This window comes from Thiobacillus thioparus DSM 505 (assembly GCF_000373385.1).
GTDB lineage: Bacteria > Pseudomonadota > Gammaproteobacteria > Burkholderiales > Thiobacillaceae > Thiobacillus > Thiobacillus thioparus.
This window is the reverse complement of sequence record NZ_KB891316.1, coordinates 207291-220729: the sequence shown is the minus strand read 5'-3', so window position 1 is coordinate 220729 and position 13439 is coordinate 207291. Positions and strand designations below refer to the sequence as shown.

At 57.5% G+C, this 13439-nt stretch carries 19 protein-coding genes; 13 read left to right on the top strand and 6 right to left on the bottom strand.

All coding sequences use genetic code 11. The features are described 5' to 3' along the window. Positions 1 to 64: 64 nt before the first annotated feature. The 9 genes from B058_RS17365 to B058_RS0101130 all read left to right on the top strand — a co-directional run bounded on the left by B058_RS17365 (position 65) and on the right by B058_RS0101130 (position 5352). Positions 65 to 352 carry a DUF3892 domain-containing protein gene (locus B058_RS17365; RefSeq protein ID WP_081616730.1) on the top strand — a complete coding sequence of 96 codons (288 nt, stop codon included), beginning with the start codon at positions 65 to 67 and terminating at the stop codon, positions 350 to 352. A gap of 114 nt (positions 353 to 466) precedes the next feature. After that, complete coding sequence (locus tag B058_RS0101165) at positions 467 to 1108, top strand: DUF5343 domain-containing protein (protein WP_018506632.1); 642 nt, start codon at positions 467 to 469, stop codon at positions 1106 to 1108. Then, the gene (locus tag B058_RS0101160) at positions 1101 to 1688 is read left to right on the top strand and encodes a Swt1 family HEPN domain-containing protein (RefSeq protein WP_018506631.1); all 588 of its coding nucleotides are present in this window, start codon (positions 1101 to 1103) and stop codon (positions 1686 to 1688) included. The genes B058_RS0101165 and B058_RS0101160 overlap by 8 nt, the downstream gene beginning before the upstream one ends. Before the next feature lie 122 nt (positions 1689 to 1810). Then, entirely contained in the window at positions 1811 to 2653 is an 843-nt protein-coding gene (locus B058_RS16210) for a TIR domain-containing protein (RefSeq protein WP_051082020.1), read from the top strand. A gap of 253 nt (positions 2654 to 2906) precedes the next feature. After that, positions 2907 to 3386: a toll/interleukin-1 receptor domain-containing protein gene (locus B058_RS0101150; protein ID WP_245539233.1), complete on the top strand. Its 480-nt coding sequence runs from the start codon at positions 2907 to 2909 to the stop codon at positions 3384 to 3386. A gap of 177 nt (positions 3387 to 3563) precedes the next feature. Further along, a complete protein-coding gene (locus tag B058_RS0101145) occupies positions 3564 to 4316 on the top strand; it encodes an outer membrane protein (protein WP_169335070.1) in 753 nt (250 codons plus the stop codon). 51 nt (positions 4317 to 4367) lie between these two features. Next, a complete protein-coding gene (locus B058_RS18485; protein WP_081616698.1) occupies positions 4368 to 4760 on the top strand; it encodes a disulfide bond formation protein B in 393 nt (130 codons plus the stop codon). A 65-nt stretch (positions 4761 to 4825) separates the two neighbouring features. Beyond that, complete coding sequence (locus tag B058_RS0101135; protein WP_026240535.1) at positions 4826 to 5101, top strand: DUF2164 domain-containing protein; 276 nt, start codon at positions 4826 to 4828, stop codon at positions 5099 to 5101. Between the two features lie 56 nt (positions 5102 to 5157). Beyond that, positions 5158 to 5352 carry a hypothetical protein gene (locus B058_RS0101130; RefSeq protein WP_018506625.1) on the top strand — a complete coding sequence of 65 codons (195 nt, stop codon included), beginning with the start codon at positions 5158 to 5160 and terminating at the stop codon, positions 5350 to 5352. A gap of 200 nt (positions 5353 to 5552) precedes the next feature. Here B058_RS0101130 and B058_RS0101125 read toward each other — a convergent pair whose 3' ends face one another. The 4 genes from B058_RS0101125 to B058_RS0101110 form a co-directional block, all read right to left on the bottom strand. Further along, the gene (locus B058_RS0101125) at positions 5553 to 6626 is read right to left on the bottom strand and encodes a thioredoxin family protein (RefSeq protein WP_018506624.1); all 1074 of its coding nucleotides are present in this window, start codon (positions 6624 to 6626) and stop codon (positions 5553 to 5555) included. 245 nt (positions 6627 to 6871) lie between these two features. Further along, positions 6872 to 7141: a diguanylate cyclase gene (locus B058_RS17185; protein WP_018506623.1), complete on the bottom strand. Its 270-nt coding sequence runs from the start codon at positions 7139 to 7141 to the stop codon at positions 6872 to 6874. Between the two features lie 223 nt (positions 7142 to 7364). Further along, positions 7365 to 7559, bottom strand: a complete 195-nt coding sequence (locus tag B058_RS0101115) for a hypothetical protein (protein ID WP_018506622.1) — start codon at positions 7557 to 7559, stop codon at positions 7365 to 7367. Between the two features lie 381 nt (positions 7560 to 7940). Next, complete coding sequence (locus B058_RS0101110) at positions 7941 to 8315, bottom strand: winged helix-turn-helix transcriptional regulator (protein WP_018506621.1); 375 nt, start codon at positions 8313 to 8315, stop codon at positions 7941 to 7943. Between the two features lie 102 nt (positions 8316 to 8417). On the opposite strand from B058_RS0101110, the gene B058_RS0101105 reads away from it, so the two are divergent. Then, positions 8418 to 9077: a hypothetical protein gene (locus B058_RS0101105; RefSeq protein WP_211208599.1), complete on the top strand. Its 660-nt coding sequence runs from the start codon at positions 8418 to 8420 to the stop codon at positions 9075 to 9077. A gap of 84 nt (positions 9078 to 9161) precedes the next feature. On the opposite strand, the gene B058_RS0101100 is transcribed toward B058_RS0101105, so the two are convergent. Beyond that, on the bottom strand, positions 9162 to 10289 hold the full coding sequence (locus B058_RS0101100; protein ID WP_018506619.1) for a GGDEF domain-containing protein: 1128 nt from the start codon (positions 10287 to 10289) through the stop codon (positions 9162 to 9164). A 381-nt stretch (positions 10290 to 10670) separates the two neighbouring features. Between B058_RS0101100 and B058_RS0101095 the strand changes: the two genes are divergently transcribed. Together B058_RS0101095 and B058_RS0101090 are read left to right on the top strand one after the other, a co-directional pair. Next, positions 10671 to 10928 carry a hypothetical protein gene (locus tag B058_RS0101095; RefSeq protein ID WP_018506618.1) on the top strand — a complete coding sequence of 86 codons (258 nt, stop codon included), beginning with the start codon at positions 10671 to 10673 and terminating at the stop codon, positions 10926 to 10928. A gap of 148 nt (positions 10929 to 11076) precedes the next feature. Continuing rightward, positions 11077 to 12021 carry a phosphoribulokinase gene (locus B058_RS0101090; protein WP_018506617.1) on the top strand — a complete coding sequence of 315 codons (945 nt, stop codon included), beginning with the start codon at positions 11077 to 11079 and terminating at the stop codon, positions 12019 to 12021. A 165-nt stretch (positions 12022 to 12186) separates the two neighbouring features. Here the strand turns inward: B058_RS0101090 and B058_RS16200 are convergent, their stop codons facing one another. Next, a complete protein-coding gene (locus B058_RS16200; protein ID WP_018506616.1) occupies positions 12187 to 12402 on the bottom strand; it encodes a TusE/DsrC/DsvC family sulfur relay protein in 216 nt (71 codons plus the stop codon). A 362-nt stretch (positions 12403 to 12764) separates the two neighbouring features. On the opposite strand from B058_RS16200, the gene B058_RS0101080 reads away from it, so the two are divergent. Then, positions 12765 to 13403, top strand: a complete 639-nt coding sequence (locus B058_RS0101080; protein ID WP_018506615.1) for a glutathione S-transferase family protein — start codon at positions 12765 to 12767, stop codon at positions 13401 to 13403. Positions 13404 to 13439 lie beyond the last annotated feature (36 nt).

The window sequence follows — 13439 nt, the reverse complement described above, 5'->3', positions numbered from 1 at the left end:
GCTGATGCGTGGTCGCAGAGGCATAGCTGACATTCCGATAGAGTTTAAGGAGAGCGAAGCAAAAATGGCCGACAACCATCAGATTAAGTGCATCAACAAGAGTGATCGCTATAACCCGCATGAGCGGATCACGCATGTGGGTGGCACAAATGCAGACGGAGCTCGCTGGAAGCTGACGCAGCCTGAAGCCATCTCAGGAATCGAATCCGGCAAATGGAAATTTTGGGTAAGCGTTAATGGCAATTCCGTTTGGGTCGTCGTTGCCACAAGCGCAGCGGGTAACAAATACCTAAAAACACAGAATGACGGCGAGCACCCAAACAATTTATTGAGCCTGCCTGAGTGCCCATAGTGGGTGTGTCTAGGATGCAGATATCTCTGCGTTACTGGTAGTGATAGTCACTGGCTTGTTGTCGTACTTTCTAGCAGACATTGGGGTTCCGATCGGCCCCATAAGGAGATAAGAATGGCTGTTTTGCCTTATGTCACCGCCACGGGAAATATCGAGAAAGCATTAAAAGGTATTAAAGCTGCGGCAACTCCGGAAGCGGTCAGTCAAGATTTCGTCAAGACGATACTGGGAATAAAGGGTGGGTCAGGCAATCAGATGACTGCGTATCTAAAAAAGATTGGATTCGCAACAACTGATGGAACCCCCACCGATCTCTACAAAAAATTTAGAAACTCGGCGACGGAAGGCTGGGCAGCCGCACAAGCAATAAAGACAGGCTATGCATCTTTATATGTCAGGAATGAGTATATGCATAAGCTCTCTGACGAGGATCTTAAGGGGCTCGTCGTCGAGGAGACCGGGGCTGAGCAAGACTCCAATGTGGTTCCGTTAATACTTGCATGTATCAAGCAGCTAAAGAAGTTTGCGAAGTGGGACGTGCCCCCCATCGAGGAGAAACCCGAGAAGGCAGTTATGGAAACGCTCCCTTCCAACACACTTCCCCAACAAAATCCTATGGCTCAAACTTCACAGCGGCTTGGTCTTAATCTCGGGTACACCATAAATCTAAATCTCCCTGCTACATCTGATCCCGCAGTCTTTAATGCGATCTTTCGCGCATTGAAGGAACATCTATTGAAAGCTTCCAATGAGTGACGTAGACGACTCCGTCCGGTCATTTGGCATGTCGGGCTTTCTCATATGCGATGAGTTGCGACAGATCGAGCAGAGATTTGGAATTGAACTCGGGCACGTGTCTAAAGCAGAAGTAGGGAGCGCGGTGGCTTACTACCCGCAATTCGAGCAGAGCGTTCGCCTCGAGGCAGCGGACATGTCTGAGAACTATGAAGTCTTTTATTGTCTTGAGCAGGCGATTCGCAAGCTGATCGTTGAGACACTAGAGGATAGCGAAGGTACAGACTGGTGGAACAGTATGCGTATTGCTCCCGACATTAAGGCAGATGTAGCGAGTCTTGTGAAGAAGGAGCGGGACAACGGTGTCACGCAACGATCCGACAACATGATCGATTACACAACCTTCGGTCAGCTGTCAGGCATCATTACCTCCAACTGGGACTTGTTCGAGCCGACTCTCAAGAACAAACGTGGTGTCGAGCGCGTAATGGCGAACCTGAATCTCCTTCGTGGCCCCATTGCACACTGCTGTCCTATGCAAGAGGATGAAATAGATAGGCTACGGCTCGCTGTGAAAGATTGGTTTCGAATGATCGGTTGAACATTAATGGGACGAAGGATCAGGTCTTGCACATTAACGAGTAATTGGGGTCAGACTGAATTGCCCCCTATTTGTTTCGGGGGGCGATGTGTTGGGTGCTATATCTGTTTGAGGGGCGAGCTATGAAAGTTTTTATCAGTTGGTCTGGGGCTAGAAGTAGGGCCGTCGCCGAACTTCTAAATGATTGGATTAAATGCGTTATTCAAGCCACTAGGCCGTGGATTTCTACACGAGACATTGATCGAGGCGCACTGTGGTTTAGCGAAATTAGCGATCAACTTAAAGATACTTCAGTCGGTATCGTTTGCCTTACACAAGAAAACAAAGACAAGCCTTGGATTCTCTTCGAAGCCGGCGCTTTGGCGAAAGGCCTTTCGTACAATCGTGTTTGCACCTTCCTTATAGATCTTAAATCCGCTGATCTTGAAGATCCTTTAGCTCAGTTCAACCATACATTTCCCTCAAAAGACAGCATGTGGGGGCTGGTTCGAACTCTCAATGGATGCCTTGGAAGTAACACATTGGATGAGCGTGTTCTTGAGCAAGTTTTCTCAACATACTGGCATCAGTTTGAAACGAAATTTAAGGAAATTCTGAAACTCAATCCTCAAGGTGAAAAACCAGAACCGCGATCAGAGAAAAACTTACTGGCGGAAATTCTGGAAAACACTAGGTTCCTCAACACGCGGCTGCGCAAGCTTGAAATGCGGGCCGAACGTGAATTTTCTCCTCTCCAACAAATAGCGCAACGGGGTTTGCTAGAACTGTCTCAGGATCCGCATCCGCGAACCATGATTGCCGAGATGGTGGCGGCTGGGATTCCTAGGGTTGAGATTCTTGAAAGAATGCAAGATTCGGGGCTCTCGACAGCCACGATACGGATGTGGATTAATCAAGCCAAGAAAAAGTATGGCAATGACGGCGAAAAAGAAGTTCTGGGAACTTGGGACATAAACGCACAGTAAATGGGGTCAGACACGATTAATTTTCAAATGGGAAGATTGCGACATGGCTAGATGCACAGCACCAATAAATGGACATCGCACAGCGAGCGGGGCAGCGGCCTGCCCCGCATGTAGTAGCCGCTCTCGCGGCTACGGGTCATATTCATCCTACTCCTCGTCGGGGAGCAACGGAAGCAGCTGGGGCGGCCGGAGTAGCGCTGGCGGGTCCGGCAGCAGCGTAAGGCCGCGCTGGTCGCGAGCAGGTTCGTCCGTGGTGTACACGCCTGCCGAGGTGCGGACGCTCACGCCAGTCCGCGAAAACGTCGAGAAGCGAGCGTCCGTGCCTGATCTTCGGGACGTCTTTCTTTGCCACGCGTGGGACGACCGGAAAGGGGCCGCCAAGGAGCTGCACGATCTGCTCGAGTCGCGCGGTGTCTCGGTTTGGTTCAGCGAGAAGGACGTCCTCCTCGGTGCGACGTTGCTCCGCGAAATCGATAAGGGATTGGCAAAGTCGCGAGTCGGGATCGTGCTGGTGACCCCTGCGCTGCTGCGCCGGCTCGCAGGAGAGGGCATCGCTGACAAAGAGCTTTCGGCACTCTTGGCGCGTGATCTGCTCGTTCCCATCGTGCACGACACGACGTATGAAGCTCTCCGAGAAGTCAGTCCCTTGCTCGGCTCGCGAAGTGGCCTGAGCACTGCAGAAGAGCCAATGGCAGACGTCGCGGCCAAGCTCGCGGAGCTACTCACCCTCTAGCTCTTCACCGACGGGGGATCAGCTTAAAGGGGTCAGCTTCTAATAAATGGGGTCAGACACCATTGCCGCTAAAGGGCGCAGCTTCGGATTGTTTGCCCGAGCGTTTGCGGCAATGCAAAAATCATTATGAATAAAAAATCGAAGCAGCCCCCTTTTATCCTTCCTTTAATCCTGCTTATGAAAATAATCCGAACCCACGTTCGCAAATTTATTGCGTTAAGTCTGTTGCTCTCCTCGATCCCTGCGCTTGCCGCGGAAATGCGTGACGGCGCGGATTGGAGCGGCCTTTATGCCGGCGTGAAGCTTGCCGAGGGGTGGGGCGAGGCACATCTGGGCACCGGACGTTACGATCCGGCATTTCCCTTTACGCCCACGTCGGTCAATCTGCACGGCGCGGGCGCGGGTTTGTCCCTGGGGTATGACTGGCAACGCGAGAACCTGATTTATGGCCTCGGGGTGGACGTGCTGGACACGCACATCGAAGGCAGCACCAGCCTGTACACCAACCCGCTTCCAGGCGTGGCGGACGGTTGCGATAGCGCCCGCGCGAACTGTCCCATGCATATCAGGCAGCGGGTGGAAAACCTGGTGACCCTGCGATTGAAGGTGGGGCAGGCCTACGAACGCTATGCCGTGTATGGCACGGCCGGCGTCGCCGCAGGAGAGGTCCGGCGCGACATGTATGAGGCCATCCAGTACTGGGGTCCGACCGGAAACTGGGGATCCGACAAACACCTCGCCACAGGCTGGACCGCGGGGGCGGGCATGCTTTACGCGCTGTCGAAAAATGTGCAGCTGCAAGCCGACTACCTTTACGTGGATCTGGGCAAGAAGGACTATCGATTTACGGATACCCCGTCCTTTGTCTACGAGCAGGATGCGGCCATCCGGTTTTCGTTGCTGAGTCTCGGCCTCAATTACAAGTTTTGAATCGCAGAGAACAAAAGAAATGGGGTCAGTTCAGACTTGAATTAACCCGCGATGAAACGCATCCCACCCCCGCTTCTCTGGCTCGCCATTGCACTGGCCGGCATGGCACTCGCCGCCGCCGCCAGCTCCATCATGGTGGCATGGCTGAAGCTGCAACCCTGCCCGCTGTGCATTGCCCAGCGCACGCTGTTCATGCTGATGGGTGGGATGGCGCACTGGTCGCCTTCTTCACGCATCGTAATTAGAGGGGCCAGGCCCACATTGTTTTCGACATTCGAACCTGGCCCCTTTGACTCACACTCTGGATTGCGACCGCCCAAGAGCGAAAGAGCCGTGCCGATCCCGAAGGGCAGACGCCTTGCCTGTGCTTGGCGCTGGTTTCGCCCCCCGCTTCATCGCCAGCCGCCGGACCGATTGTTCCGGACATGCGGACGGAAACAGTAGTGCATCCAGAACCGCGGTTCGGCATTAGGGCGGATACTTTCACCCGCATTTACAAAGGCGACAGCATGACTATCGAACTCAGTAAGGAAGACCGGGCGCAAGCCGTTGCATCAATCGAGCGTTACTTCCAAGAGAACATGGAAGAGAGGATTGGCAACGTTGCAGCCGCCGGCTTACTCGGCTACATCCTTGAAGAAATCGGACCGAGCATCTACAACAAGGCCGTAGCCGATGTTCAGGTCCGGCTGCAGGCAAGGGTGTCCGAGATCGACTTCGAGATTCACGAGGAAGAATTCTCCTATTGGCGCAGGGTCGCGAAGCAGCGCAAGGCAAAGCCGTGAAGCCTGAAAATCTAAGGGGCCAGGCTCGAGTTGATTACGAACTAATGAGGTGAATCATGACTTATACCTACTGCATGACGTCGAACTGCGCGCTGGCTGATATCTGCGCGCGTTATGAGGACGATGCAGGCAAGCATCTGCTTTCTCGCACTTATGCGGACTTCAGCGAGGAACTGGTCCGCCAGCCGGACAGCACCACAACTTGCCCGTTTTACATGCCTAAGGGCGACGCGCAGCAGACCCGGCACTAAGCAAACCAAAGAGGCCAGGCACGAATTGTTTTCCCCCGCATGTGCGCGCCATGAGGGGGATGCCAGAAAGCCTCTGCTGATCCGCACCTAAGCCGATTCCAGTACCGTGATCCGCAAGCCGGGCCACGCGGGCTGGCCTGATTTTCATCGGCACGTGCGACTTGCCATCGGATGGGCCGTTCACGTGAATTCGCACGCGCCTATTTCTTCCCGGCAGGTTCATCGCCCATGCGCCAGATATCCACATCCTGGCCCTGCTCGCGCAGGCGGTCCGCCTTGGCGGACAGGTAGCGCTGAAAGCTCGGCTCGTTTTCATAGGCGCCGCTCAGCACATAGGTAAGAATGCCCTGGGTATGGAACAACTTGAAATAGGCCTCGGAGCGGATGATCTCCTTGCCCTTTGCGTCGAACAGCACGATGGCGGGCGCATATTTGATGTCCAGCGCCCTGGCCCATGCGCGCGCCGTGGTGGCTTTTCCCTGCGGGGTGGTTAGCGGCGTGTCCGACCACATATTGAGTTGAATCGCATCGAACCCGGCAATGATGGCGCGCGTCTGCTTGTCCGACAGGATTCTGTCGTGCAATTCGGCGCAGGCGGGGCAATCGCGTTGCTCGAAGAACACCGCAACCGGCCTGGCCTTGCCCTTGCGCGCGAGATTGAAGGGCGGCTTCTTGAAGAAGGATTCTGCGATCAATTCGCTGCCTGTCGCAGGCGGCTGGTGCGCCGCGACGTAATCGAGGTAGTTGGAATCCTTCGTGCCCTGCGCAGCAAACTCCAGCGCAGTCATAAATCGGGTGGGCGGGATGTAGCCATTGAGCCGCAATACGGTTTGCCCAGCTTCGTCGAAAAACAGGATGGTGGGGGTGAATTGCACCTTGAGGCTGGCGGCAAACTGCTTCTCGGTCATGGATCGGTTGTCGAGCCCCACGACCTCGCGGTCGCCCCACATGTTGATGGCAATCACGTCAAAGTGCTTCCGCAGATAGGTTTCGATGTTCTTTTGCGAAAGATTGCGTTCGACCAGGGCATGGCAGTAGGGGCAGCCGTCCTGCGTGAACAGGATCATCACACGCCTGTTTCTGGATTGGGCTTCTGCAATATCGTCCCGGAGGCTGAGGAAGCTTGCCTTGAACCAACTCGGGTATTCGGTCTGGACCGCGCCATGGAAAGCGCCCTCTTTCTTTTCTGCTGCGCCGGCAAGGCAGGAAAACAGGAGCAGGATGCATGCGAACCCCTTCAGGGAACGCGGCCAGTGCGTCGAATGTGAAATCATGTGTTCTCCAGCTTGCCGATCAACGACGGTCTCGAATCAACCCAATCGACGCCCTGTCCGAATGGATCGCCGCAGCGTCGGGGTCTTGGCGCAGTCCGCAGTTTCGATCATAGGCGAATTGGGGTCCGAAGAACATTCGCGCGCGTCGGGTCGCTGGTGCGGATTGCATGCAGGGTCGACGAGGCAGGTTCGCGGAAACCTCGGGAGCACCGCTACCAATTTTCTTTCGATCCTGCCACCTTTGCTCACGCGACCAGAACCGATGGCGTTTTCCGGGCCGCCACAATCTGGTTGCGTCCGCAGCGTTTGGCTTCGTATAGCGCGATGTCGGATGTGCGGATCAGCTCGGCAGACGAGGCGACGGAAGCAAGCTCGGACGAAGACACGCCGAAACTCAGGGTGACCTGGCTGGCCACGGGCGAGGCTTCGTGGGGAAGATTCAAGGCCAGGATGCGCTCGCGTAACTGTTCGGCCACGGCTATCCCGCCGCTCAAATCAGTCTGCGGCAGCAGCATCCCATCATTGCGGTCATCGGCTCGTCCGGTGCGGGCCTGTCCACAGTACGCCGCGCGTTCAAGTCATTTTCGAGCGCCTGAACATCAAACCCGCGAATAAACGGGGTCAGACACGATATTCATACCGAACAAGGGGGGGCAGACCACGGTTTTGCGTGAGGGTGCTGTCAAAATCGGTGTCTATCCCCCTGATACGCAGGCGAAAAGCGAATTGCCGGAATATTTATCGGATGGGCTCGCCTGGCGCTTCTTTCAACAGCCCCTCTCTTTCTTCTCGCTGTGTCTTTTTGGCATATACAACGGCCCATGCGTCCACCTCGTACTCGCTCCAGCCAAAATTGTGGTCCTCTTTCTTCCAGGCATCAGCCACCTCCTGAAGTGGAGTTTCACCACCATTCTTTCGCGTCATAAGTTGCATGATTCCACCTTCTTCTAGTAAGGAACGTCCATTCTTCCAAGGCATACGCGCCAGCCCTTCGTGATCGGCACGAGGATGCGGCGGCGGCAAGCGCCATCGCAGTTGGCACGATCATCTTCATCATAGTCCTCTCTTGAGAAAACATTCGAACATGGCGGCGCTGGTCGTCTTTGTGGCGTGTACGGTGCTGGGGTTGTGGGCACTGCTGCGCGGCGACAACAAATAGACCGGTGCACGCAGTATGGGGTTTACAGGCCCCGGGCTCGATTGATCCTTCGAACCAGCGGGGGCGGTTTGGACAGGCAATGGGAGACAGGCCGCCGTCTCCCTGTGATTCACCGCTTCTGGCCCTGCCGCACACCCTCGCCATGGGCACGCGGATCAATTGCGTCCATCCTTGAACGATTTCAGGGTCTGCGTGCCCGGAATGTATTGGGTCCCCCAGTTCACGAAAGCAAGCAGGATCTCGCCCAGCGCCGCACCCTTGGCGCTCAGCGAATAGGCATAGCGCGTTGGGCGTTCCTGGTAGGCGGCCTTGACGAGGATGCCCGCGTTTTCGAGGCGCTTGAGGCGGTCGGCGAGCGTGCTGGTCGGGATTTTTTCGGGCGAATCCAGCAGTTCGCCATAGGTGTGCTTGCCGTGCAGGATGTCCCGAATCACCAGCAGCGACCATTGATCGCCGAGCAGGTCGAGCGCATTCGCAACCGGGCAGGGTGAGCGTCGAAAAGTGTCAGGTTTGGTTTTGCCCGTTTTCATGGTTTTGGCTCCAGGCCGTTTTTTTAGTAACTTGTATTATACAAGTTACAATGCTAGCCTGATAGTCACTTGCAATAGGCAAGTTACTATCAGGAGAAAATCATGCTACAGACGATTCCCCCCTCTACCGACAATCTGCACTTGCGCGTTCCAGCCCAGGCGAAGCTGATAATTGGAGTGATACTTGCAATGTGGTTCTCGCTTGTCGTTGTATTGGGCACGGGCGGCGCATTCGCCGGACCGCCAGGGAGGCCGCCGCTGCCCATCCTCGTTGCAGTGGTGGCACCGCTTGCCCTGTTCTTTATTGCGTCGCGGCTGTCGCCCTGGTTCTACGGTCTCGTCATGGCGGCCGATCTGCGTATTCTGGTCTCGATGCAGGCGTGGCGCGCCGGGGGCCTGGGATTTCTGGCGTTGTATGCGCACGACGTACTGCCGGGCTTTTTCGCGTTTCCGGCGGGGCTGGGCGATATCGCGGTAGGCGTCACTGCACCCTTGGTGCTGCTGGCTTTGCTGCGTCGGCCCGACTTCGTCGCCAGCAGGGGGTTCCGGCGGTGGAACTGGCTGGGAATCCTCGATCTGGTCATGGCCCTCACGCTCGGGGCGTTTGGATCGATGCTTGCCAGGGGGGTGCCGGGTGAAATCACCACCGGGGTGATGGCGTTCATGCCGGAGGTGATCATTCCGGCGTATCTGGTGCCGATTTTCCTGATGCTGCACATGGTGTCGCTCATGCAGTCGCGGCGCATGCAGGCGTCGGCGTAAAGGCAGCAGGGGCGGGTGCCTGGAGGGCGCGGGGGCAGGTCTTGCACGAACACAGGGCCGCTGGTAGCCAGACGGCCCCTTTGCTCACGCGACCAGAACCGATGGCGTTTTCCGGGCCGCCACAATCTGGTTGCGTCCGCAGCGTTTGGCTTCGTATAGCGCGATGTCGGATGTGCGGATCAGCTCGGCAGGCGAGGAGACGGACGCAAGCTCGGACGAAGACACGCCGAAACTCAGGGTGACCTGGCTGGCTACGGGCGAAGCTTCGTGGGGAAGATTCAAGGCCAGGATGCGCTCGCGTAACTGCTCGGCCACGGCGATCGCGCCGTTCAAATCAGTCTGCGGCAACAGGATCGCAAACTCTTCGCCGCCGATTCGGGCCGCCACATCGCCAGGGCGGGACAGCGCGTGGTACAGGGTCTGCGCCACGTCCACCAGGCACAGATCGCCGGCCGGATGCCCATAGTGGTCGTTGTATTCCTTGAAGTGATCGATATCGGCCATGATGAGCGACAACGGCGCATTGTCGCGTTTCGCTCTTGCCCACTCCTTGCCGAGTTCTTCCTCGAACAGCCGTCTGTTCGGGATGCCGGTGAGACTGTCCAGACGGACCAGGTATTCCAGCGCCTGCGCCACTTCGCTTGACGAGAACAGCTCGCGGCGCAGTTTTTCCGCGTTGCGAAACAGGCGGTGGACCTGGGCGGACGTGGCGAGCATGGTGAGACCGAAGATGACCATCAGCAGGCCCATGACGAGGTGGATGCGGTCGCCCACCCACATCATGCGTATGCCGATGGGGACCACGACCGGAATGGCGAAGCACCCATAGGCATGGCGCACGGACGAGAGCAGCGGAACGGCGCCGGCCACCATTCCACCCAGTACAAAAGCGAGCACAACCTGGTGCGGGAAGGAACTGGGGTGAAACAGGAGAATGCCGGACAGCCCCCACACCACGCCGGCAGCGCATGCGCCCGCCACGAAATACTTCGTCCAGACAGCCAGGTCCGGCTCGCTCCTGGGGGAGGCGTTTCTGAACGCCCGCAAGCTGAGGAACCGAGCCCCGGTGACGGCGACCAGCAGGCCTGACCAGCTTAGCAGGACGGGCGTGGGCATGGCGCCCCACAGAACCGCGACAAGAATGAATCCGTTGGCCAGGTTGGCGATCAGCGATATGGAGAGCTGGCGAAAGCTCTGCGCAATCTGCGGCACAAGGATGCCCTGATCCCGGGAGTCTGAAGAGGGTGGCACAGGGATATCCAAGGGCGAGCTCCCTTGACGGGGTTTGCGGACGCATTTTGCCTGCGCACGAGCGTCTATCCAATATAGGCCAAGTTGCGCGGATCATGGTTCGGACATACGCATGAACTGCAACGTCTGGGCTACGTAACGGGGCCCGGCCCGAATGGATTCCAGCCCGCGAAACAATAGAGGACAGACCACCGGTAATCAAGGGGGCCAGCCCCTTTGATGGCCCTTGATTGCACGCATTCGTAGGGACAGGCGTAGGATGGGGTGTCCCAATGAAGCAGGACGGCAAGCCCATCAACATCGGTTCCCCTCACCGCAATCGAGCTACAGGCAAATACGACCATGGCCCAAAAAGAAGCTGTCCTCGCCTCTGAAAATCCCCAGGTGACCGATCTGCTCCATCAACTGCGCGCGGCCTCGACCCCCGAGGCGCAGCGCGATGTGATGATTAAAACCATCCTTGCCAGCCGCAACAATGAGATCAGCGTGGCAGAAGGCAAGGTGGTGAGTCTGGAATTCGTCAGAATCAACACCGAAACGCAGGCGCACTTGAAGGAAGAACGGGCACGATTGAAGGCCGCCCGGCAAACCGTTGACTGATCCTGAATCAAAGGGGCCGGGCTCGAATGGACGCCACGCGCTTGGCGAGCCCCGGGGCTCACGAGGTTCGGATTCTGTTCTTCGCGGGATGCGCGGGTTAAACTTTCGGCTCTGCGGCCTTCTGGCCAATCCGGGGGAATAACCGATCATGTCCCAGCAGCATCCCATCATTGCTGTGACCGGCTCGTCCGGGGCCGGCCTGTCCACGATACGCCACGCGTTCAAGTTCATTTTCGAGCGCCTGAACATCAAACCTGCGATCGTTCATGGCGACGGTTTCCGGCGTTATACCGATCGGCAGTTCGCCGCCTTGCTCGACGAAGCGCGGAGCAGCGGCCGCAACATTTCCTGGTTCGGGCCCGAGTGCAATCATTTCCAGGAGCTGGAATCGTTCTTCCGGACCTATGGCGAATGCGGCAGCGGGGTGGTTCGCCAGTATGCGCACACGGCCGAGCATGGCGAGGAATTGGGGGTGCAGGCTGGCGAGTTCACGCCCTGGGCACCCCTGCAGCCGGGCAGCGATCTCCTGTTCTATGAGGGGCAGCATGGCGGCCTGATGGCCAACACCTGGACCCGCCGCAAGATCGAATCGCGCCACTTTCCGCCGGAAATCGACCGTCGCACGGGCCGCCAGGGCGTCGACGTGGCCCAGCATGTGGACCTGCTGATCGGCGTGGCGCCTGCCATCAACCTGGAGTGGATACAGAAGATCCACCGCGACTGCAAAAAGGGCACGTGCTCGCCCGAAGAATCGGTGGAAACCATCCTGCGCCGCATGGACGACTACATCCATTACATCGTTCCGCAATTCGGCCTGACCGATATCAATATCCAGCGCATGCCGCTGGTGGATACCTCCGACCCGTTCATTGCGCGCGACGTGCCGCTGGCCGACGAATCGCTGTGCGTCATCCATTTTCGCGACCGCGAGCGCCATGATTTTCCCGATTTGCTCAGGCGCATTCCCGACGCCTACATGTCACGTCCGACCACGATGGTGGTTCCCAGCAAAAGCCTGCGCCTGGCCCTGGGTATGATTTGCGGCCCGATTCTGGCCAGGTTCATGGAGGCGCGCAGCGAAGCAACCACGTAAATAGGTCGGACTCCATTTACTCTGGCGCAATCAAGGGGCCAGGGTCGAATGGATTTCACGCCAGGTACGCTTTGGCTTCTTCGCCCGGATTGGGCAGACCTGCGATACGCCATGCCTGGCGCGGGGAACGGAACAGTTGATGCAGGCAATCCGCGTCGAGGCCATTCAGGTGACAAAATGGCTCAAGGCCGTGACCGCGCCGAATTTGTGGAATTCATCGCGCAAGGTCAGTAACAGCTCCTGCTGCAAGTCATCCATTTCTCCTATGCCCTCGGAATTCGCGATGCGCTGAGCCAGCGCGATATCCCATTGTTCGGAATTGATGAAGAAACCATCCTTGTCAAAAAGGAAACTCAGATCTTTCGCGGCGGCCGGGTTCATGCGCTTGTCCTGTGTGCAGGGTTGCGTCAGCGCCACCCTGTCAACCAATGCCGATTACGCGGCACGATGGCTAATCGAAACGATGGCCAAATGATGCCGATAAGGGCGACGATTGGCAGCGAGGGGACGTCCGAATTCCGTGTAAGCCATGTCTGAAAATGGGGCGGGGCTTCCCGCGCGAGTTGAAGTGGCCGGGTTAGAGGAGGCAGGTGCTGTCTTCCCGCTTGCGAGAACGCACCTGCCAGGCATGGGCATGAGACGTTTCAGGCTATTTGGCATAAGGTACGCATGCTGATGCGGCTGGAACCTCAGTTCGTACCGGCGATTCATTCTCAATCTGGATACAGGAAGGGCTTGCTGCGATGAGCGAATTGACCATCTGGACCTACGACTGGGTGCCCGAAGGCCCACGTGGTTTTGTGCGTGACCTGAGGCTGAGGTGGGCGTGCGAAGAAGCCGGTCTCAGCTACGCAGTCCGCACGGTTCCATTTGACGGCTGCGATGCCAATCATCTCGCGCGCCAGCCTTTTGGCCAGGTTCCGTTCCTGAGCGACGGGGAACTGGAGATGTTCGAAAGCGGTGCCGGGCTGCTGCATCTGGCCCGGAAAAGCGACACGCTGATGCCGCGCGATCCGGTTGGCGAAGCGGAAACGTTGCAATGGACGATCGCCGCGCTCAACTCGATCGAGATGGTCACCGTACCGTGGTGGTTTCTGAATATCTCCGGCGACGAGAACAATGGCCTTGGCGCATGGATGGGCCAGCGTCTCGACCAGCTCGAAAAAGTACTGAGCGAGCGAGCATGGCTCGCGGCGGGCCGCTTCACTGTCGCAGACCTGCTGATGGCGGACGTGTTGCGCATTCCGGACGTCCGTTCGTTTGGCGACCGGCCGGCGACCGAGGCCTATGTGGCGCGTGTCACGGATCGTCCCTCATTCAAAAAGGCCCGGGCCGACCAGATGGATCATTTCGAGGCCGCCGACGAGAAGCGGGCGAAATGAATCAAACGGACCGGGCTCGAGCGATTTGCCTTCGAT